At 61.6% G+C, this 12,900-nt stretch carries 11 protein-coding genes; 8 read left to right on the top strand and 3 right to left on the bottom strand.

Going from position 1 to position 12,900, the window contains the following annotated elements; translation table 11 throughout:
* Positions 1 to 32 precede the first annotated feature (32 nt).
* A complete protein-coding gene (locus tag KW849_RS17190) occupies positions 33 to 566 on the top strand; it encodes a cysteine hydrolase family protein (RefSeq protein ID WP_108217881.1) in 534 nt (177 codons plus the stop codon).
* A 125-nt stretch (positions 567 to 691) separates the two neighbouring features.
* Here KW849_RS17190 and KW849_RS17195 read toward each other — a convergent pair whose 3' ends face one another.
* Entirely contained in the window at positions 692 to 1,594 is a 903-nt protein-coding gene (locus tag KW849_RS17195; RefSeq protein ID WP_218430504.1) for a LysR family transcriptional regulator, read from the bottom strand.
* Positions 1,595 to 1,793: 199 nt separating this feature from the next.
* On the opposite strand from KW849_RS17195, the gene KW849_RS17200 reads away from it, so the two are divergent.
* The 7 genes from KW849_RS17200 to KW849_RS17230 all read left to right on the top strand — a co-directional run bounded on the left by KW849_RS17200 (position 1,794) and on the right by KW849_RS17230 (position 11,276).
* A complete protein-coding gene (locus KW849_RS17200) occupies positions 1,794 to 3,293 on the top strand; it encodes a cytosine permease (protein WP_218430505.1) in 1,500 nt (499 codons plus the stop codon).
* Positions 3,290 to 4,117 carry a nitrilase family protein gene (locus KW849_RS17205; protein WP_218430506.1) on the top strand — a complete coding sequence of 276 codons (828 nt, stop codon included), beginning with the start codon at positions 3,290 to 3,292 and terminating at the stop codon, positions 4,115 to 4,117. Before KW849_RS17200 ends, KW849_RS17205 begins: the two co-directional genes overlap by 4 nt.
* Positions 4,118 to 4,218: 101 nt before the next feature.
* Positions 4,219 to 5,238, top strand: a complete 1,020-nt coding sequence (locus KW849_RS17210) for a helix-turn-helix transcriptional regulator (protein ID WP_218430632.1) — start codon at positions 4,219 to 4,221, stop codon at positions 5,236 to 5,238.
* A gap of 200 nt (positions 5,239 to 5,438) precedes the next feature.
* Entirely contained in the window at positions 5,439 to 7,235 is a 1,797-nt protein-coding gene (locus KW849_RS17215; RefSeq protein WP_218430633.1) for an amidohydrolase, read from the top strand.
* Between the two features lie 18 nt (positions 7,236 to 7,253).
* Positions 7,254 to 8,993: an amidohydrolase gene (locus KW849_RS17220; protein WP_218430507.1), complete on the top strand. Its 1,740-nt coding sequence runs from the start codon at positions 7,254 to 7,256 to the stop codon at positions 8,991 to 8,993.
* Between the two features lie 108 nt (positions 8,994 to 9,101).
* Positions 9,102 to 9,842, top strand: a complete 741-nt coding sequence (locus KW849_RS17225) for a TorF family putative porin (protein ID WP_218430508.1) — start codon at positions 9,102 to 9,104, stop codon at positions 9,840 to 9,842.
* Positions 9,843 to 9,887: 45 nt separating this feature from the next.
* Entirely contained in the window at positions 9,888 to 11,276 is a 1,389-nt protein-coding gene (locus tag KW849_RS17230; protein WP_218430509.1) for a cytosine permease, read from the top strand.
* Between the two features lie 128 nt (positions 11,277 to 11,404).
* On the opposite strand, the gene KW849_RS17235 is transcribed toward KW849_RS17230, so the two are convergent.
* Both KW849_RS17235 and KW849_RS17240 read right to left on the bottom strand, forming a co-directional pair.
* On the bottom strand, positions 11,405 to 12,121 hold the full coding sequence (locus KW849_RS17235) for a L,D-transpeptidase (RefSeq protein ID WP_218430510.1): 717 nt from the start codon (positions 12,119 to 12,121) through the stop codon (positions 11,405 to 11,407).
* Positions 12,118 to 12,876: a M15 family metallopeptidase gene (locus KW849_RS17240; RefSeq protein ID WP_218430511.1), complete on the bottom strand. Its 759-nt coding sequence runs from the start codon at positions 12,874 to 12,876 to the stop codon at positions 12,118 to 12,120. The genes KW849_RS17235 and KW849_RS17240 overlap by 4 nt, the downstream gene beginning before the upstream one ends.
* Between the last annotated feature and the right edge of the window lie 24 nt (positions 12,877 to 12,900).

Below are 12,900 nucleotides of genomic sequence, written 5' to 3' on the forward strand. Positions count from 1 at the left end.
CCTGACCACTCGGCATATCAAGGAAGGAAATCATGACCACTGCGTTGTTAATCATCGACGTTCAACAGGCTTTGTGTTCCGGTGAATACGAGTGTTTCGAGATCGGACGGGTTATCGACACCATCAATGACCTTTCTGCCCGGGCGCGCAAGGCGGGAGCGCCCGTGGTACTGATCCAGCACGAAGAAACCGGTAGTCCGCTGGCGCATGGTGCTGCCGGCTGGCAACTGGCCGAAGGGCTGCAAACCTCGCCCAAGGACCATCGCGTGCGCAAGACCACCGGGGATTCGTTCTACCAGACCAATCTGCAAAAACTGTTACCGGAAGAGGACTTCGAGCGCCTGGTCATCTGCGGCCTGCAGACTGACTATTGCGTCAATGCCACCGTGCGCCAGGCGCTGAAACTGGGCTACGACGTGGTGCTGGCGGGCGACGCCCATTCCACCGTCGACAACGGCAACCTCAGCGCCGAAGACATCATTGCCGAGCACAACAAGGACCTGGCGCACCTGACCGGTTCCGTGGCGCGGATCGATGTGATACCGGCCAAAGACATCCATTTCTGAACCCACCACATCCCCCTGTAGGAGCGAGCTTGCTCGCGAAGGCGTCGTTACAGTCAATATTGATGTTGACTGATACACCGCTTTCGCGAGCAAGTCGGATCGCCGCACCGCCGCTCCCACAGGATCTATACCGCTCCGAATATCTCAATCAACTCATTGAGAAACGCACTCACCAGGTCCCGCTGCCGCGATGAATGCCGCACGGCCGCATGAAAGCTCACCTCATAGCGCAACAGGTCCGGGTTCAGCGGGTGCAACTGCCCCAGTTGTTCATGACGGGTCGCGTAGTGTTGTGGCAGAAACCCCAGGTGCTGGCCGGACAGAATCAGCAGGGCCGCGCCGTCCATGCTGTCGGTGAGCACCGTCAGGCGTTCGATGGACGTGGGGGCCGGCATTTCCGGCAGCGGATGGCTCGGCCAGACCCAGTCAAACCCGCTGACATCCTCCCGGGTCAGTGCGCCGACTTGCCCGAACAGCGGATGCGAGGGCGCGCAGTAGGCAATCTGGGTTTCCGGGAACAGCGGGAAATAATCGATGCCGGGCAAGCGATGCCAGAAGTAACCGATGGCCAGGTCGATATGGCCGTTGATGATTTTTTCTTCCAGCAGCGACGACGACAGTTCGGTGAAATGGAAGTACAGCCCCTCGTGCCGCGCCCGCAGACGGGCGATGGCCTGGCCGATTTTCTTGTTCGCCACCGGGTCGATTTGCCCCAGCAGTCCGATGTTGATACTGCCCGAGACTTTGCGGTTGATGTGTTGCACCTCGACCTGAAAACCTTCGGCCGCCGCCAGCAAGCGCCGGGCCGCCTCGATGAACTGAGTGCCTTTGGGCGTTACCGAAAACCCGCCGCGCCCGCGTTCGCACAGACGGAAACCGACCCGCGTTTCCAGCGTCGCCAACTGCGCGCTGATCGTGGGTTGCGTGGTGTTGAGGGCGGTTTGCGCCGCCGAGATGCCGCCCGCCTCGACGACGGTCAGAAATACCCGGATCAGACGCAGATCCAGCTCCGTTACAGTTCCCAGCATGGGGGCTCCCGATTCTCGCTTACATAGATACTGATCTATGTGAACAGTGTGCCTGCGATATTTTATTGGCGGAACTCACGCCCTACATTGCCGTGAAACCAGCGTCATCGTCAGCTTATTCTGGAGTTTCACCTGATCTGGACGTCGTAGCGAGCGCTGTACCCACAAAAATAACAATCAACAGCATAGGAACAATCGTATGTCAGGTTCCCCAGTGTCTGCGCACGCCACCGAGGCGAGCGGCGGGATGGCCATCGAAGGCCACTCCATCGATTACATCCCGGAAAACGAACGTCACGCCAGACTCAGCAGCCAGGGCCCATTCTGGTTTCTCGGCAATTTCCACTTCTTCACCATCTCCATCGGCTTTGTCGGCCCGAGCCTCGGCTTGTCGGCGCTGTGGACCATGCTCGCCGGTGCCCTGGGCATCATGTTCGGCACCATCTTCATGGCGTTCCACGGCTCCCAGGGCCCGGAAATGGGCCTGCCGCAGATGATCCAGTCCCGCGCCCAGTTCGGATATCGCGGGGTGATCCTGGCGCTGATGGCGACGATGTTTGTGTTCGTCGGTTTCAACGTGGTGAACATTTCGCTGATCATGAACGGCCTTGAACACGTGTTCGGCATTGACCCGACCATCGTCGCCGTGGCCGTGGTGCTGATCGGCGCGCTGTTGTCGATCTACGGCCACGACCTGATGCACAAGGCCTTCAAGTGGGCCTTGCTGGCGACCTTGCCGCTGTACGCACTGGTGACCATCGCCCTGATGTTCGGCGCAGGTTCCGAAGGCGTCACCCCGGCGGCCGATCTGGGCTTCAACTGGGTGGCCTTCGCCACGTTGTTCGCCATCGGCGCCAGCTACAACATTTCCTACGCGCCCTACGTCTCCGACTATTCCCGTTACCTGCCGAAAAATACCAGCCGGGCGAAACTGATCGCGGCGGTGTTCATCGGCGCCTCGTTGTCTGGCAGCTGGATGATCGGCCTCGGTGCCTGGCTGGCGCAGGAGCTGAAAGCCGCTGACGCGCTAGTGGCGTTGAACCAGGTCGGCTCCTCGATGGTGCCGGGGCTGGGCAACCTGTTGGTGATCGTCTCGGTGGCGGGTTTCCTGCCGATCATCGCGCTCAACACTTACAGCGCTATGCTGACGCTGCTGACCGGTGTCGACTCGATCAAAAAAATCACCCCGACACCCCGTGCCCGTGTGCTGTCGATCAGTGTGATCAGCGTCATTCTGTTGACCTGCGTGCTGTCGATCAAAGGTGATGGCATCGCGCTGTTGAACACCTTCCTGGTGTTGTTGCTGTACTTCCTCGTGCCGTGGACCGCGGTCAACCTGGTGGACTACTTCTTCGTGCGCAAGGGCCGTTATGCGATCCCGCACTTCTTCACGCCGAAGGGCATCTACGGCGCCTGGCAATTTCGCGGCATCGTTTCGTACCTGATCGGTTTCGCCGCCATGGTGCCGTTCTTCTACATCTTCGATGCCGCCGCCGGCAAAGAGGTGTTCGTCGGCCCGCTGGCGCGAGTGCTGGAAGGCGTGGACATCGCCTGGCTGGTGGGTCTGGTGGTCTCGGGCCTGACCTATTACCTGCTCAGTCGCTCGATTGATCTGGCCGCCGAACGCCGGGTGATCGATGCGCTCAGCGAGAGCGACATCGTCGCCATGACCCATTCATCTGCGGAGGCAGGGCGTTGAGCAGTGTCAAAAATACCGTGGTCGCCTGTTGCCAACTGGCACCGAAAATCGGCGACCTGGCCTACAACCGCACGCTCACCGAACGCGCGATTCGCCAGGCAGCCTTACAGGGTGCCCAGGTCGTGGTGCTGCCCGAGCTGGTGCAGAGCGGTTACCTGTTCACCGACCGCTTTGAGGCGCTGTCGCTGGCGGAAACCACGGATGGCCCGATAGTGCAGCTTTGGCAGGCCCTGGCCCGTGAGCTGAACCTGGTGATCGTCGGCGGATTCTGCGAGCGCCTGCCCGGTGATGAACTGGCCAACAGCGCGGCAATGATCGACGCCAATGGCCTGCGCGCGGTGTACCGCAAGGCGCATCTGTGGGATGCCGAGAAGGACGTCTTCACGGCCGGCGATGCGCCACCGCCGGTGGTCGAAACGCTGCATGGGCGGCTGGGCATGCTGATTTGCTACGACCTGGAGTTCCCCGAGTGGGTGCGTCTTCCGGCGCTGGCCGGGGCCGATCTGCTGTGTGCGCCGGTCAACTGGCCCGACGGTCCGCGGCCGCAGACCGAGCGCCCGGCCGAAGTGCTGCGGGTGCAGGCCAATGCCTCGGTCAACCGCATGTTCATCGCCGCCTGCGATCGCTATGGCCATGAGCGCGGGGTCGGCTGGGTCCAGGGTTCGGTCATCGTCGATGCCGACGGTTATCCGTTGGCCGGGCCGGCAGAGCAGGGTGGCGAGCAGATGTTACTGGCCACGCTGAACCTTGCCGAGGCACGCAACAAGCGCATCAGTGCGCGCAATGACCTGCATCTGGACCGCAGGCCGCAGTTGTACGGTTGAGCGGCTGTTTGTAACTGCTGATGTCACAGCGAACTGGACGCCATTCCCGGCCCTATGGCATCGTCGAGACAACAGGCCATGCAGTGAACGGGATCGCAATGATGGAGGAGGGAAAGAATATCGACGATACGTCGCTGGCCACGCTGAAGGCGTTCAATCATTGCGTATTGCACCTTGGCCGGCTGGCGCGGGAGAGCGGGGCGTCGCGATTCATCGCCGATGGCCTGCAGGCATTCGGTCAACTGGTGCCCTTCGCGTCGGCCTGGTGGGGCGAGATGTCTACGCCGGGTCCTGATGTTACTCCCCAGAGCTGGATGCACGGCAGCATCAATCTCCCCGAATCCTTTGCCGCCGAGTGGCATCCGGTGGCGGCAAACGATCAGTTCTCCCATGCCACGCTGACCCGCCCCGGCGAGGTGGTGCGCGACAACGGGTTCAACGACCCGTGCGAGGCGGTCAACGATTTCGCCCGGCGCTATGATCTCTACCACTTGATGAGCATCACCTACGAGCTGCCCGAAAGCGGCCTGATGTTTTTCGTCTGTCTCTACCGTGGCCTGGATGAGCAGGCGTTCGAGGAGAACGAAGCCGAGCTGTTTTCGGCATTCTGCGATCACCTGTTCCAGCTGTGGCGGTTCCAGGTTCAGGACATGATTCGCTTCGATAGTGAAAACGGCGCGAGTGATTTTGGCGTGGCGCGCATGGACGGCAGTCTGCTGTATGTAGGTGCCAGGTTGTGCGCCGCCATTCAATGCGAATTACCCGGCTGGAGCGGTTCAATGCTGCCGGGCGAGGTGATCGCGCAACTGCCGAAGGCGCCCTGCGTGATCCGCCTGGGCCGCTGCGCCCTGACCCTGAGCCCCAACGCCGAACACGTCATCCTTTCCCTCGATGCGCCATCAGGCGGAGATGGCCTGGCACCACGAGAACGCACCGCAGCGATGCTGTTCGCTGCCGGCCACTCCTACAAGGAAATCGCCAAAATCCTCGCCCTGAGCCCCGCGACCGTGCGCACCTATTTGCGTAACTGCTACTTGCAGCTCGGTGTGAAAAGCAAGGTGGAACTGGGTTCTGTCCTGCGTTCACCCAATGCCTTGACGGAGTCCGTGCGCCGGGATTAACCCAGCCGTTTCAACTATTTGCCTGACCCCTCCTCATTTGCAGAGGTCCATTCGAACGCTGCGCCCTATAGGGTAGGCCCTGTCTATCAGGGGCTGGCGCAATCGCTTCGGGCCGCTTCAAAACAATAAGAACAGGGGTGAGGCATTTGAGACTTTCCAGGTTGTTCATCGCCGTTGCGGCGACAACGGCGTTTTCCTGCATGGCGTTGGCGGCGACACCCGCCGACACGGTCATGCGCAATGGCTACGTCTACACCGTCGATGACCAGAATTCCGTGCAGCAGACCATTGCCATTTCGGGCGGCAAGATTGTCTATGTCGGCAGCGATGCCGGGATCGACGCCTACATCGGCAAGCAAACACAACTGATCGACCTGGCCGGGCGCATGCTGATGCCGGGCTTCGTCGATGCGCACATGCACCCCGGGGATGGTGGTCGGGCCATGACCTTGTGCGACCTGAAATACCAGACCCTGACCCGCGCGCAATTTCAGGCGAGCATCCAGGCCTGCCTCGATGCCGACAAGGACAAGGGGCCGGATGTGTGGCTGGAAGTGGGCAGTTGGGATCGCATCGGCATGACCGGGCTCGATGGCGACGCCGACAAATCGACCCTGGATGCACTCAAGACCCAGCGTCCGATCCAGGTGCGCTCCACCGATTTCCACACCGTGCTGACCAACTCTCGCGGCCTGGAGCTGGCCGGCATCAACAAGAACACCGCCGACCCCGAAGACGGCAAATACCGACGCGACAGCGCCGGCAACCCGAACGGCATCTGTGAAGACGGCGCCGCCGAATCATTGGCCACCGTGGTGCCGGCGGCGACCGACGCGGAAAAACTCAACCAGATCCGGGCGGCCCTCGACGCCATGCGCCAGCAAGGCATCACCAGTTTCTTCGATGCGCTGTCGGGACCTGAAAACGGCAAGGCCTTCACCCGCTTGCAACAGTCCGGCGAGTTGACCGCCCGGGCCTTGCTGGCGATCAAACTGGACCCGGCCGCCGCTGCTGCTGACCCGGTGAAAACCATCGCCGAGGCCAAGGCCCTGGCCAGCACCTACGACCAGGGCGAAGTGAACGTCGCACCGGGCGTGAGCATGCGCCACGTCAAACTGTTCATGGACGGCATCATCAATGCCCCGGCGGACACCGGCGCCATGTTGACCCCGTACCTGCACAACAGCGGTACCGACCAGGCGCCGAAATGGACCCCGGGCAAGAACCTGGGCGAACTGTACTTCCCGCCGCAAGTGCTCAATCCGCTGTTGCTGCAAGCGGTCAAGGCCGGTCTCGATCCGCACCTGCACGCCACCGGTGAGCGTGCGGTACGCGATGCACTGGACAGCGTCGCCTACGTGCGCAAGGCGCTGCCCGGTCAGGACTTCCGCCCGGCCATCGCTCACGCCGAGTCGGTCGATCCTGCCGACTACTCACGCTTCAAGGCACTGGACGTCACGGCCACCATGTCGTTCCAGTGGGCCCAGCAAGCACCGTCCACGGTCGATGGCACCAGTGATCACCTTGGCGCCGCGCGTTTTGCGCGCATGGAACCCTCGGGCAGCATCGCCCAGGCCGGCGGCCGAGTAGCGTTTGGCAGCGATTGGCCGGTCGATCCGCTGGATGAATTCCTGGCGCTGAAAGTCGGTGTCACCCGTTCCGGCGACCCCACCAATCCGCACAGCTATGGCCCCAAGTATGCCGGGCGACTCAACGCCGATCCGGCGCTGTCGCGAGCCGAAGCGCTGCGCAGCATAACCCTCAGTTCCGCCGAACAGCTGAAGCTGGATGCGGTGCTGGGTTCGGTCGAAGTCGGCAAGTTCGCTGACCTGATCGTGCTCGACAAGAACTTCATGCAGGTGCCCGAGGAGGAACTGGGCCGCAATGACGTGCTGCTGACGCTGGTCGGCGGCAAGGTCGTGTGGGCCAAGGCGCCGTTCCTTGGGCTGGCGCCGCAGGTTGCTTCCCAAGTCGTCACTTCCCGATCCGTCCAATAAAAACCAGAGAGCGTTCCGATGCGATTCATTCCAAACCTGTTAGCCGCCGCGCTGGCTTTGTCCTCGGTACAAGCGATGGCCGCCGCCGACCTTGTGTTGTTCAACGGCAAGGTCTTTACTGCCGAACCCGGCCAGGCGCTGGTGCAGGCGGTTGCGGTGCAAGACGGCAAGATTCTGAAAGTGGGCAGCGATGCCGAAATCAATGCACTGGCCGATGCCAAGACCCAGCGCATCGACCTGGCGGGCAAGGTGTTGATGCCAGGCATGATCGACACCCACAGCCACCCGGTGGTGGCGGCGTTCGACAGCATGAAGGCCAACCTGCTGGACGAGGTCAAACCCTTGCCGGAACTGGAGCAATGGTTGATCGAAGAAGACAAGGCCGGACGTGCCCGGGCCGGTGATGTGATCAGCGTGGCCGGGGTCAGTTCGGCCTACTGGGAGAAGAGCCGTGAACTGGGCAAGCTGTTCAACCAGGGACGTTGGGCCGATCAGCCCATCGTTTTCAGCGGCATCGACGGCCACACCGGTTGGGCCAACAACGCGATGCTCAAGCGCTTGAACATTGACGCGGCACTGGTGAAAAGCCTGCCGGAGAAAGAACGCGGTTACATCGGCCATGAAGCGGACTTCACACCGAACGGCTACTTTGCCGAATCCCGCTGGGACGTGGTGCGCAACGGTATTCCGGCGCCAAGCCCGGAGGCCATGCTCAAGGCCGCTCGCGAGGCGGTGAAGATCAACAATCAATTCGGCGTCACCGCCTGGATGGATGCGGCGGCGAACGGCGGCAGTGAAGATTCGCTGTTCGATTTCCATGCCACCGCAGAAAGTGTCGGCGTGCTGCCGCTGTACAAGGAACTGGCGCAGAACGGCGAACTCAGCGCCCACGTCGCCGCGTTGATGGTCACCAACCCGAAGAGCAAACCTGCCGACCTGGAGGTGATCGCCACGGTGATGAAGCAGTTCGAGGGCGTGCCCAACCTGACGTTCCCCGGCATCAAGGTGTTTGTCGACGGCATTCTCGAATTCCCGGGGCAGACCGCTGCGGTCATCGTGCCGTTCAAGAACAGCCATAAAAATGGTCAGTTGCTGACCGACCCGGCGCACTTCGGCGAACTGGTGGTGGCGGCGGAAAAACGTGGCTGGATCGTGCACATGCATGCCGTCGGCGACCGCGCGGTGCGTGAAGCGCTCAATGGCGTGGCGTATGCGCGCAAGCTCAGCCCGACGCCCGTGCCCCACAGCATCGCGCACCTGCAACTGGTCAACCCCAAGGAGTTTCCACGCTTCAAAGAACTGGGCGTGATCGCCTCGATGCAACTGCTGTGGGCCACCGGCGAGTCCTATACCGTCGAACTGGTCAAGCCTTACATCAGCGCCTTTGCCTACGGTTACCAGTATCCCGCACGGTCCTTGCATAACGCCGGCGCGACGATTGCCGGTGGCAGCGACTGGCCGGTGTCGAGCGCCAACCCGTTCAACGCCATTGCCCAGGCCAGCACGCGCAAGGGGCCGTTGGGCGTACTCAATGCCAAGGAAAGCATCGACCGCCAGACCATGTTCTACGCCTACACCCTCAATGCGGCGAAAACCCTGCGCCTGGAGCAGCAGATAGGTTCGCTGGCACCGGGCAAACAGGCTGACCTGATCATCCTCGACCGCGACGTGTTCAAGGTCAGCGATGACGACCTGTTCGAAACCAAAGTCCTGAACACCTTCTTCGCCGGCAAGCAGGTCTACGCCCCCGCGTCCTGACCTGCGTAAACCCGACACACGTAACCAACTGCCAGCCCCTCGTAACGCGAGGGGTGTGGCATCGCCATGCCTGAAATTCCCCGTACGCCATAACAACAAGAGAACTGTATGAACGCACTTTCAGCATTGACCCTCGCCGCACTGGCACTGGCCCCCCTGACCAGCCAGGCCCTGGCCCTCAACGATGATTTCAGCCTGGACATGACCCTGGGCATCGTCAGCGACTACCGCACCCGCGGCATCTCGCAAACACTGGGCGATCCGGCGGTGCAGGGCGGCGCAACGCTGCTGCACAGCAGCGGGCTGTACATCGGTGCCTGGACTTCCAACGTGGATTTCGGTGGCGGCTTCGATACCCGGCAGGAGCTTGAGTACTACGCGGGTTATTACTGGCAGGCGACCGACGCCATCAGCCTGGACCTGGGCTACATCAAGTACGACTACCCGAAAAATTCCGAATTCAACCTCAGCGAGGTCTATGCCGTCCTTGACCTGTACGGCGTGAAGCTGGGTGCCTATTACTCCAAGGACACGCCGAACTTTTTCGGCGAGGACCAGGACACCCTTTACACCTACTTGGGCTACAAAATCGATTTGCCGGCCGAAGTCGGCCTGGACCTGCGCTTTGGGCGCAACGATGTGAATGACCCCGCGTTCTGGTCCGCCAGTGGCGATAGCCGTGAGTCTTACTACGAGTGGGAAGCCAAGCTGACCCGCGACTTTGTCGGCGTGACTTGGGGGCTGAGCTATGTCGACACCGACCTGACGAAAAGCGAGTGCAGTGGCTGGTATGGCTATGACGATCTGTGCTCGGCCACGGTCGTTGCAAGCGCCACCAAAAGCTTCTAAGTTCATCCCCGACAACAAAAACAGTTCCTCAAAGGAAACATCGTCATGAGTGCGCAACGAAGTCCCCTGATCGAGACCCGCTCGATTGATTTCATTCCCGAGGCTGAGCGTCACGGCAGTCTCTACAGCCAGTTCACCCTGTGGCTTGGTGCCAACCTGCAAATCACCGCTATCGTCACCGGCGCCCTGGCCGTGGTGCTGGGCGGCGATGTGTTCTGGTCGTTGATCGGCTTGCTGATCGGGCAAGTGCTCGGCGGTGCCGTGGTGGCGTTGCACGCAGCGCAAGGGCCGAAGCTCGGGCTGCCGCAGATGATCTCCAGCCGAGTGCAGTTCGGGGTGTATGGCGCGGCGATTCCGATTGTCCTGGTGTGCCTGATGTACCTCGGTTTCAGCGCGACCGGTGCGGTGCTGTCGGGGCAGGCGATCGCGCAGTTGATCAGTGTCAGCGACAGCGCCGGCATCCTGATTTTCGCGGCGTGCATCGCGTTCCTGACGATCTTCGGTTATCGGGTGATTCACCTGGTCGGGCGGGTGGCCAGCGTGCTGGGCATCATCGCCTTCGCCTACCTGTTCACCCGGTTGATGACCCTCAACGACATCGGCCTGCTGCTCGACAATCGTCATTTCGGCTGGAGCACTTTCCTGCTGGCAGTGTCGCTCTCGGCGTCCTGGCAGATCGCCTTCGGCCCCTATGTGGCGGACTACTCGCGCTACCTGCCGAGCAAGACTTCGTCGTGGAAAACCTTCGCCGCTGTCGGTCTCGGCACGGTGTTGGGAGCGCAGACTTCGATGGTGCTGGGGGTATTCGCCGCCGCACTGGCCGGGGCGAATTTCCGTGGGCACGAAGTGGCGACCATTGTCGGCCTGGGCAGCACCGGGGTGATTGCGTCCTTGCTGTACCTGAGCATTGTCTTCGGCAAGGTCACGGTGTCCACCCTCAACGCCTACGGCAGTTTCATGTGCATCGCCACCATCATCAGTGGCTTTCGTCGGTGCCTGGAAGTCACCGCCCGCCAGCGCATGCTGTTCGTGCTGCTGATTGTCGCGGCATCCACCACGCTGGCATTGCTGGGGCAGTACTCGTTCCTCAGCTCGTTCAAGTACTTCATCCTGTTTTTGCTGACGTTCTTCACCCCGTGGAGCGCGATCAACCTGGTGGATTACTACTTCATCAACAAGGAGCGTTACGACATCCCGGCGCTGTCCGACCCGGCTGGGCGCTACGGTCGCTGGAATGTCCTGGGGATCAGCGTCTATGTGATCGGCGTGTTGATCCAGTTGCCCTTTGTCGATACCCATTTCTACTCCGGGCCGATGGTTGCGCAACTGGGCGGGGTGGATATTTCCTGGATCGTCGGGCTGCTGGTGCCGGGTGTGATCTATTACGCGCTGGCCAAGCCGTCGATGAGTGCGGTGGCGGTTGAGCGGGGTTAATCAGAGAGAACGATGAGCTCTTGTGGCGAGGGAGCTTGCTCCCGTTGGGGCGCGAAACGGCCCTAAAAGATGGGCCTGCTGCGCAGTCCAACGGGAGCAAGCTCCCTCGCCACAGGGTTCAGCGTTGACTAGCGCTTTGGTAGTTTCCAGCGCTCACGCAACTGTTCGTACTGCGCTTCGGGCAGTTGCACCAGCACCGGAGATTTGCCCGGGTCCAGCCAGTCGAACAGTTGCGCGATGTTCGCCGGATCCATGGCTGTACAACCACGGGTCGGTGCACTGGGGCCGCGCCAGATATGGAAGAAAATGCATGAGCCGGCAGCGGGCGTGGCCGGGGTGTTGTGCTGGATGACGATGCCTTGGCGGTACAGCTCATCCGAGCGGCGCATCCGTTCGGAGCTGTTCCAGCCTTTATCGACCACTGCTCCGTCGACCAATTCGTTGTAACGCGTGGACTGGCTGTCATCCACGCATTCGATGGTCGGCGTCAACGCTAGATACGGCAGGCGGGTGTCGGCCGAAGGCGCGTAGCCGAACGCCGTGCCCAGCTTGAACATTCCAGCCGGTGCCTTGCCGTCGCCTTCCTGTTTGACCGGCCCTTCAGGCTGCCCGATATCAAGCAGCCCCTTGCCCCAGCCCATGCCGTTCTTGCCGAGCACTACTGCAAAGGGCGCTTCGAATTTCTGGAAGGTCTGCCTGTGCCGTTCATAGCGCTGGGCAGTGGCCTGGATGTCATCCCAGCCTTTACTGGTGACCACGATCAGTTGATCGCTGCCATCGAGTCCCTGGGCCATTGCGGCCAGCGGAAAAAACGCCATCAACAGGGCCTTGAGCAGAATGTTCATGGTGCAAGCGGCGTGATGGGGAAGTCCATGACGTCCGGCTTCGGCGGATTCCCGCTGTACGTGAAGTGCCACCACTCGGCCGAATAACCCACGAAGCCTTCCTTGGCCATGGCACTGGTCAGGCGCTGGCGATTGGCTTTGGCCGTGGCGTTGATCAGCGCCGAGTTGGTGTGCGCCCGCTCATCGAAGCAATCGAAACCGGTGCCCATGTCGAGCGCGCCGTCGTGCCAGCGCTCGCCGTAAGGCGCCGTGCAATCCACCGGTTTGACGGAAGGCGTCCAGGTATCGGCAGGCAGGGCGTCGGGGCCGGTCAGGGTCAGGTCGACAGTGTTGCCTCGGGAATGATTGGACACCCGGGCGACATAACCCAGGCGCCAGAAGTCTTGCTTGTCGACCCGTGGATAGAACTCGGTCTTGAGCGGGTCGCCGGGTTCGCTGGCGAAACGGCCCATGTCCGCCACCGCGCGGGTCGGGCGATAGCAGTCGAATACCTTCAAGCCGTAGCCTTCGGCTTGCAGTGCGCTTTGCACTCGGGCCAATGCCTTCGCAGCGTCCTGCGACAGCAGACACTCCGCCGCCTGGTAGCCGTCGAGCGGATGCCCGGTGAAGTTGTGCGCGCTGGCGTAGCGGATGTCCTGCTCGATGCCCGGGTCGACGCCGCGCACATTCACCATGTGCCCGGGTTTCGATTCGTCGGCCATGCACGGCGTGGCAAGACTCAGGCACAGCAACAACAGGCAGGGTGAACGAAACATCGGAGACGGCTCCATGCATGACCA

It is taken from the genome of Pseudomonas sp. PDM26, from assembly GCF_019219185.1.
Classification (GTDB): domain Bacteria; phylum Pseudomonadota; class Gammaproteobacteria; order Pseudomonadales; family Pseudomonadaceae; genus Aquipseudomonas.

Coding starts and splice junctions, on each gene's coding strand:
- KW849_RS17195 (WP_218430504.1), bottom strand. CDS start 1,594: ATGCTGGGAACTGTAACGGAGCTGGATCTGCGTCTGATCCGGGTATTT.
- KW849_RS17225 (WP_218430508.1), top strand. CDS start 9,102: ATGAACGCACTTTCAGCATTGACCCTCGCCGCACTGGCACTGGCCCCC.
- KW849_RS17220 (WP_218430507.1), top strand. CDS start 7,254: ATGCGATTCATTCCAAACCTGTTAGCCGCCGCGCTGGCTTTGTCCTCG.
- KW849_RS17215 (WP_218430633.1), top strand. CDS start 5,439: ATGGCGTTGGCGGCGACACCCGCCGACACGGTCATGCGCAATGGCTAC.
- KW849_RS17190 (WP_108217881.1), top strand. CDS start 33: ATGACCACTGCGTTGTTAATCATCGACGTTCAACAGGCTTTGTGTTCC.
- KW849_RS17210 (WP_218430632.1), top strand. CDS start 4,219: ATGGAGGAGGGAAAGAATATCGACGATACGTCGCTGGCCACGCTGAAG.
- KW849_RS17240 (WP_218430511.1), bottom strand. CDS start 12,876: ATGTTTCGTTCACCCTGCCTGTTGTTGCTGTGCCTGAGTCTTGCCACG.
- KW849_RS17230 (WP_218430509.1), top strand. CDS start 9,888: ATGAGTGCGCAACGAAGTCCCCTGATCGAGACCCGCTCGATTGATTTC.
- KW849_RS17235 (WP_218430510.1), bottom strand. CDS start 12,121: ATGAACATTCTGCTCAAGGCCCTGTTGATGGCGTTTTTTCCGCTGGCC.
- KW849_RS17200 (WP_218430505.1), top strand. CDS start 1,794: ATGTCAGGTTCCCCAGTGTCTGCGCACGCCACCGAGGCGAGCGGCGGG.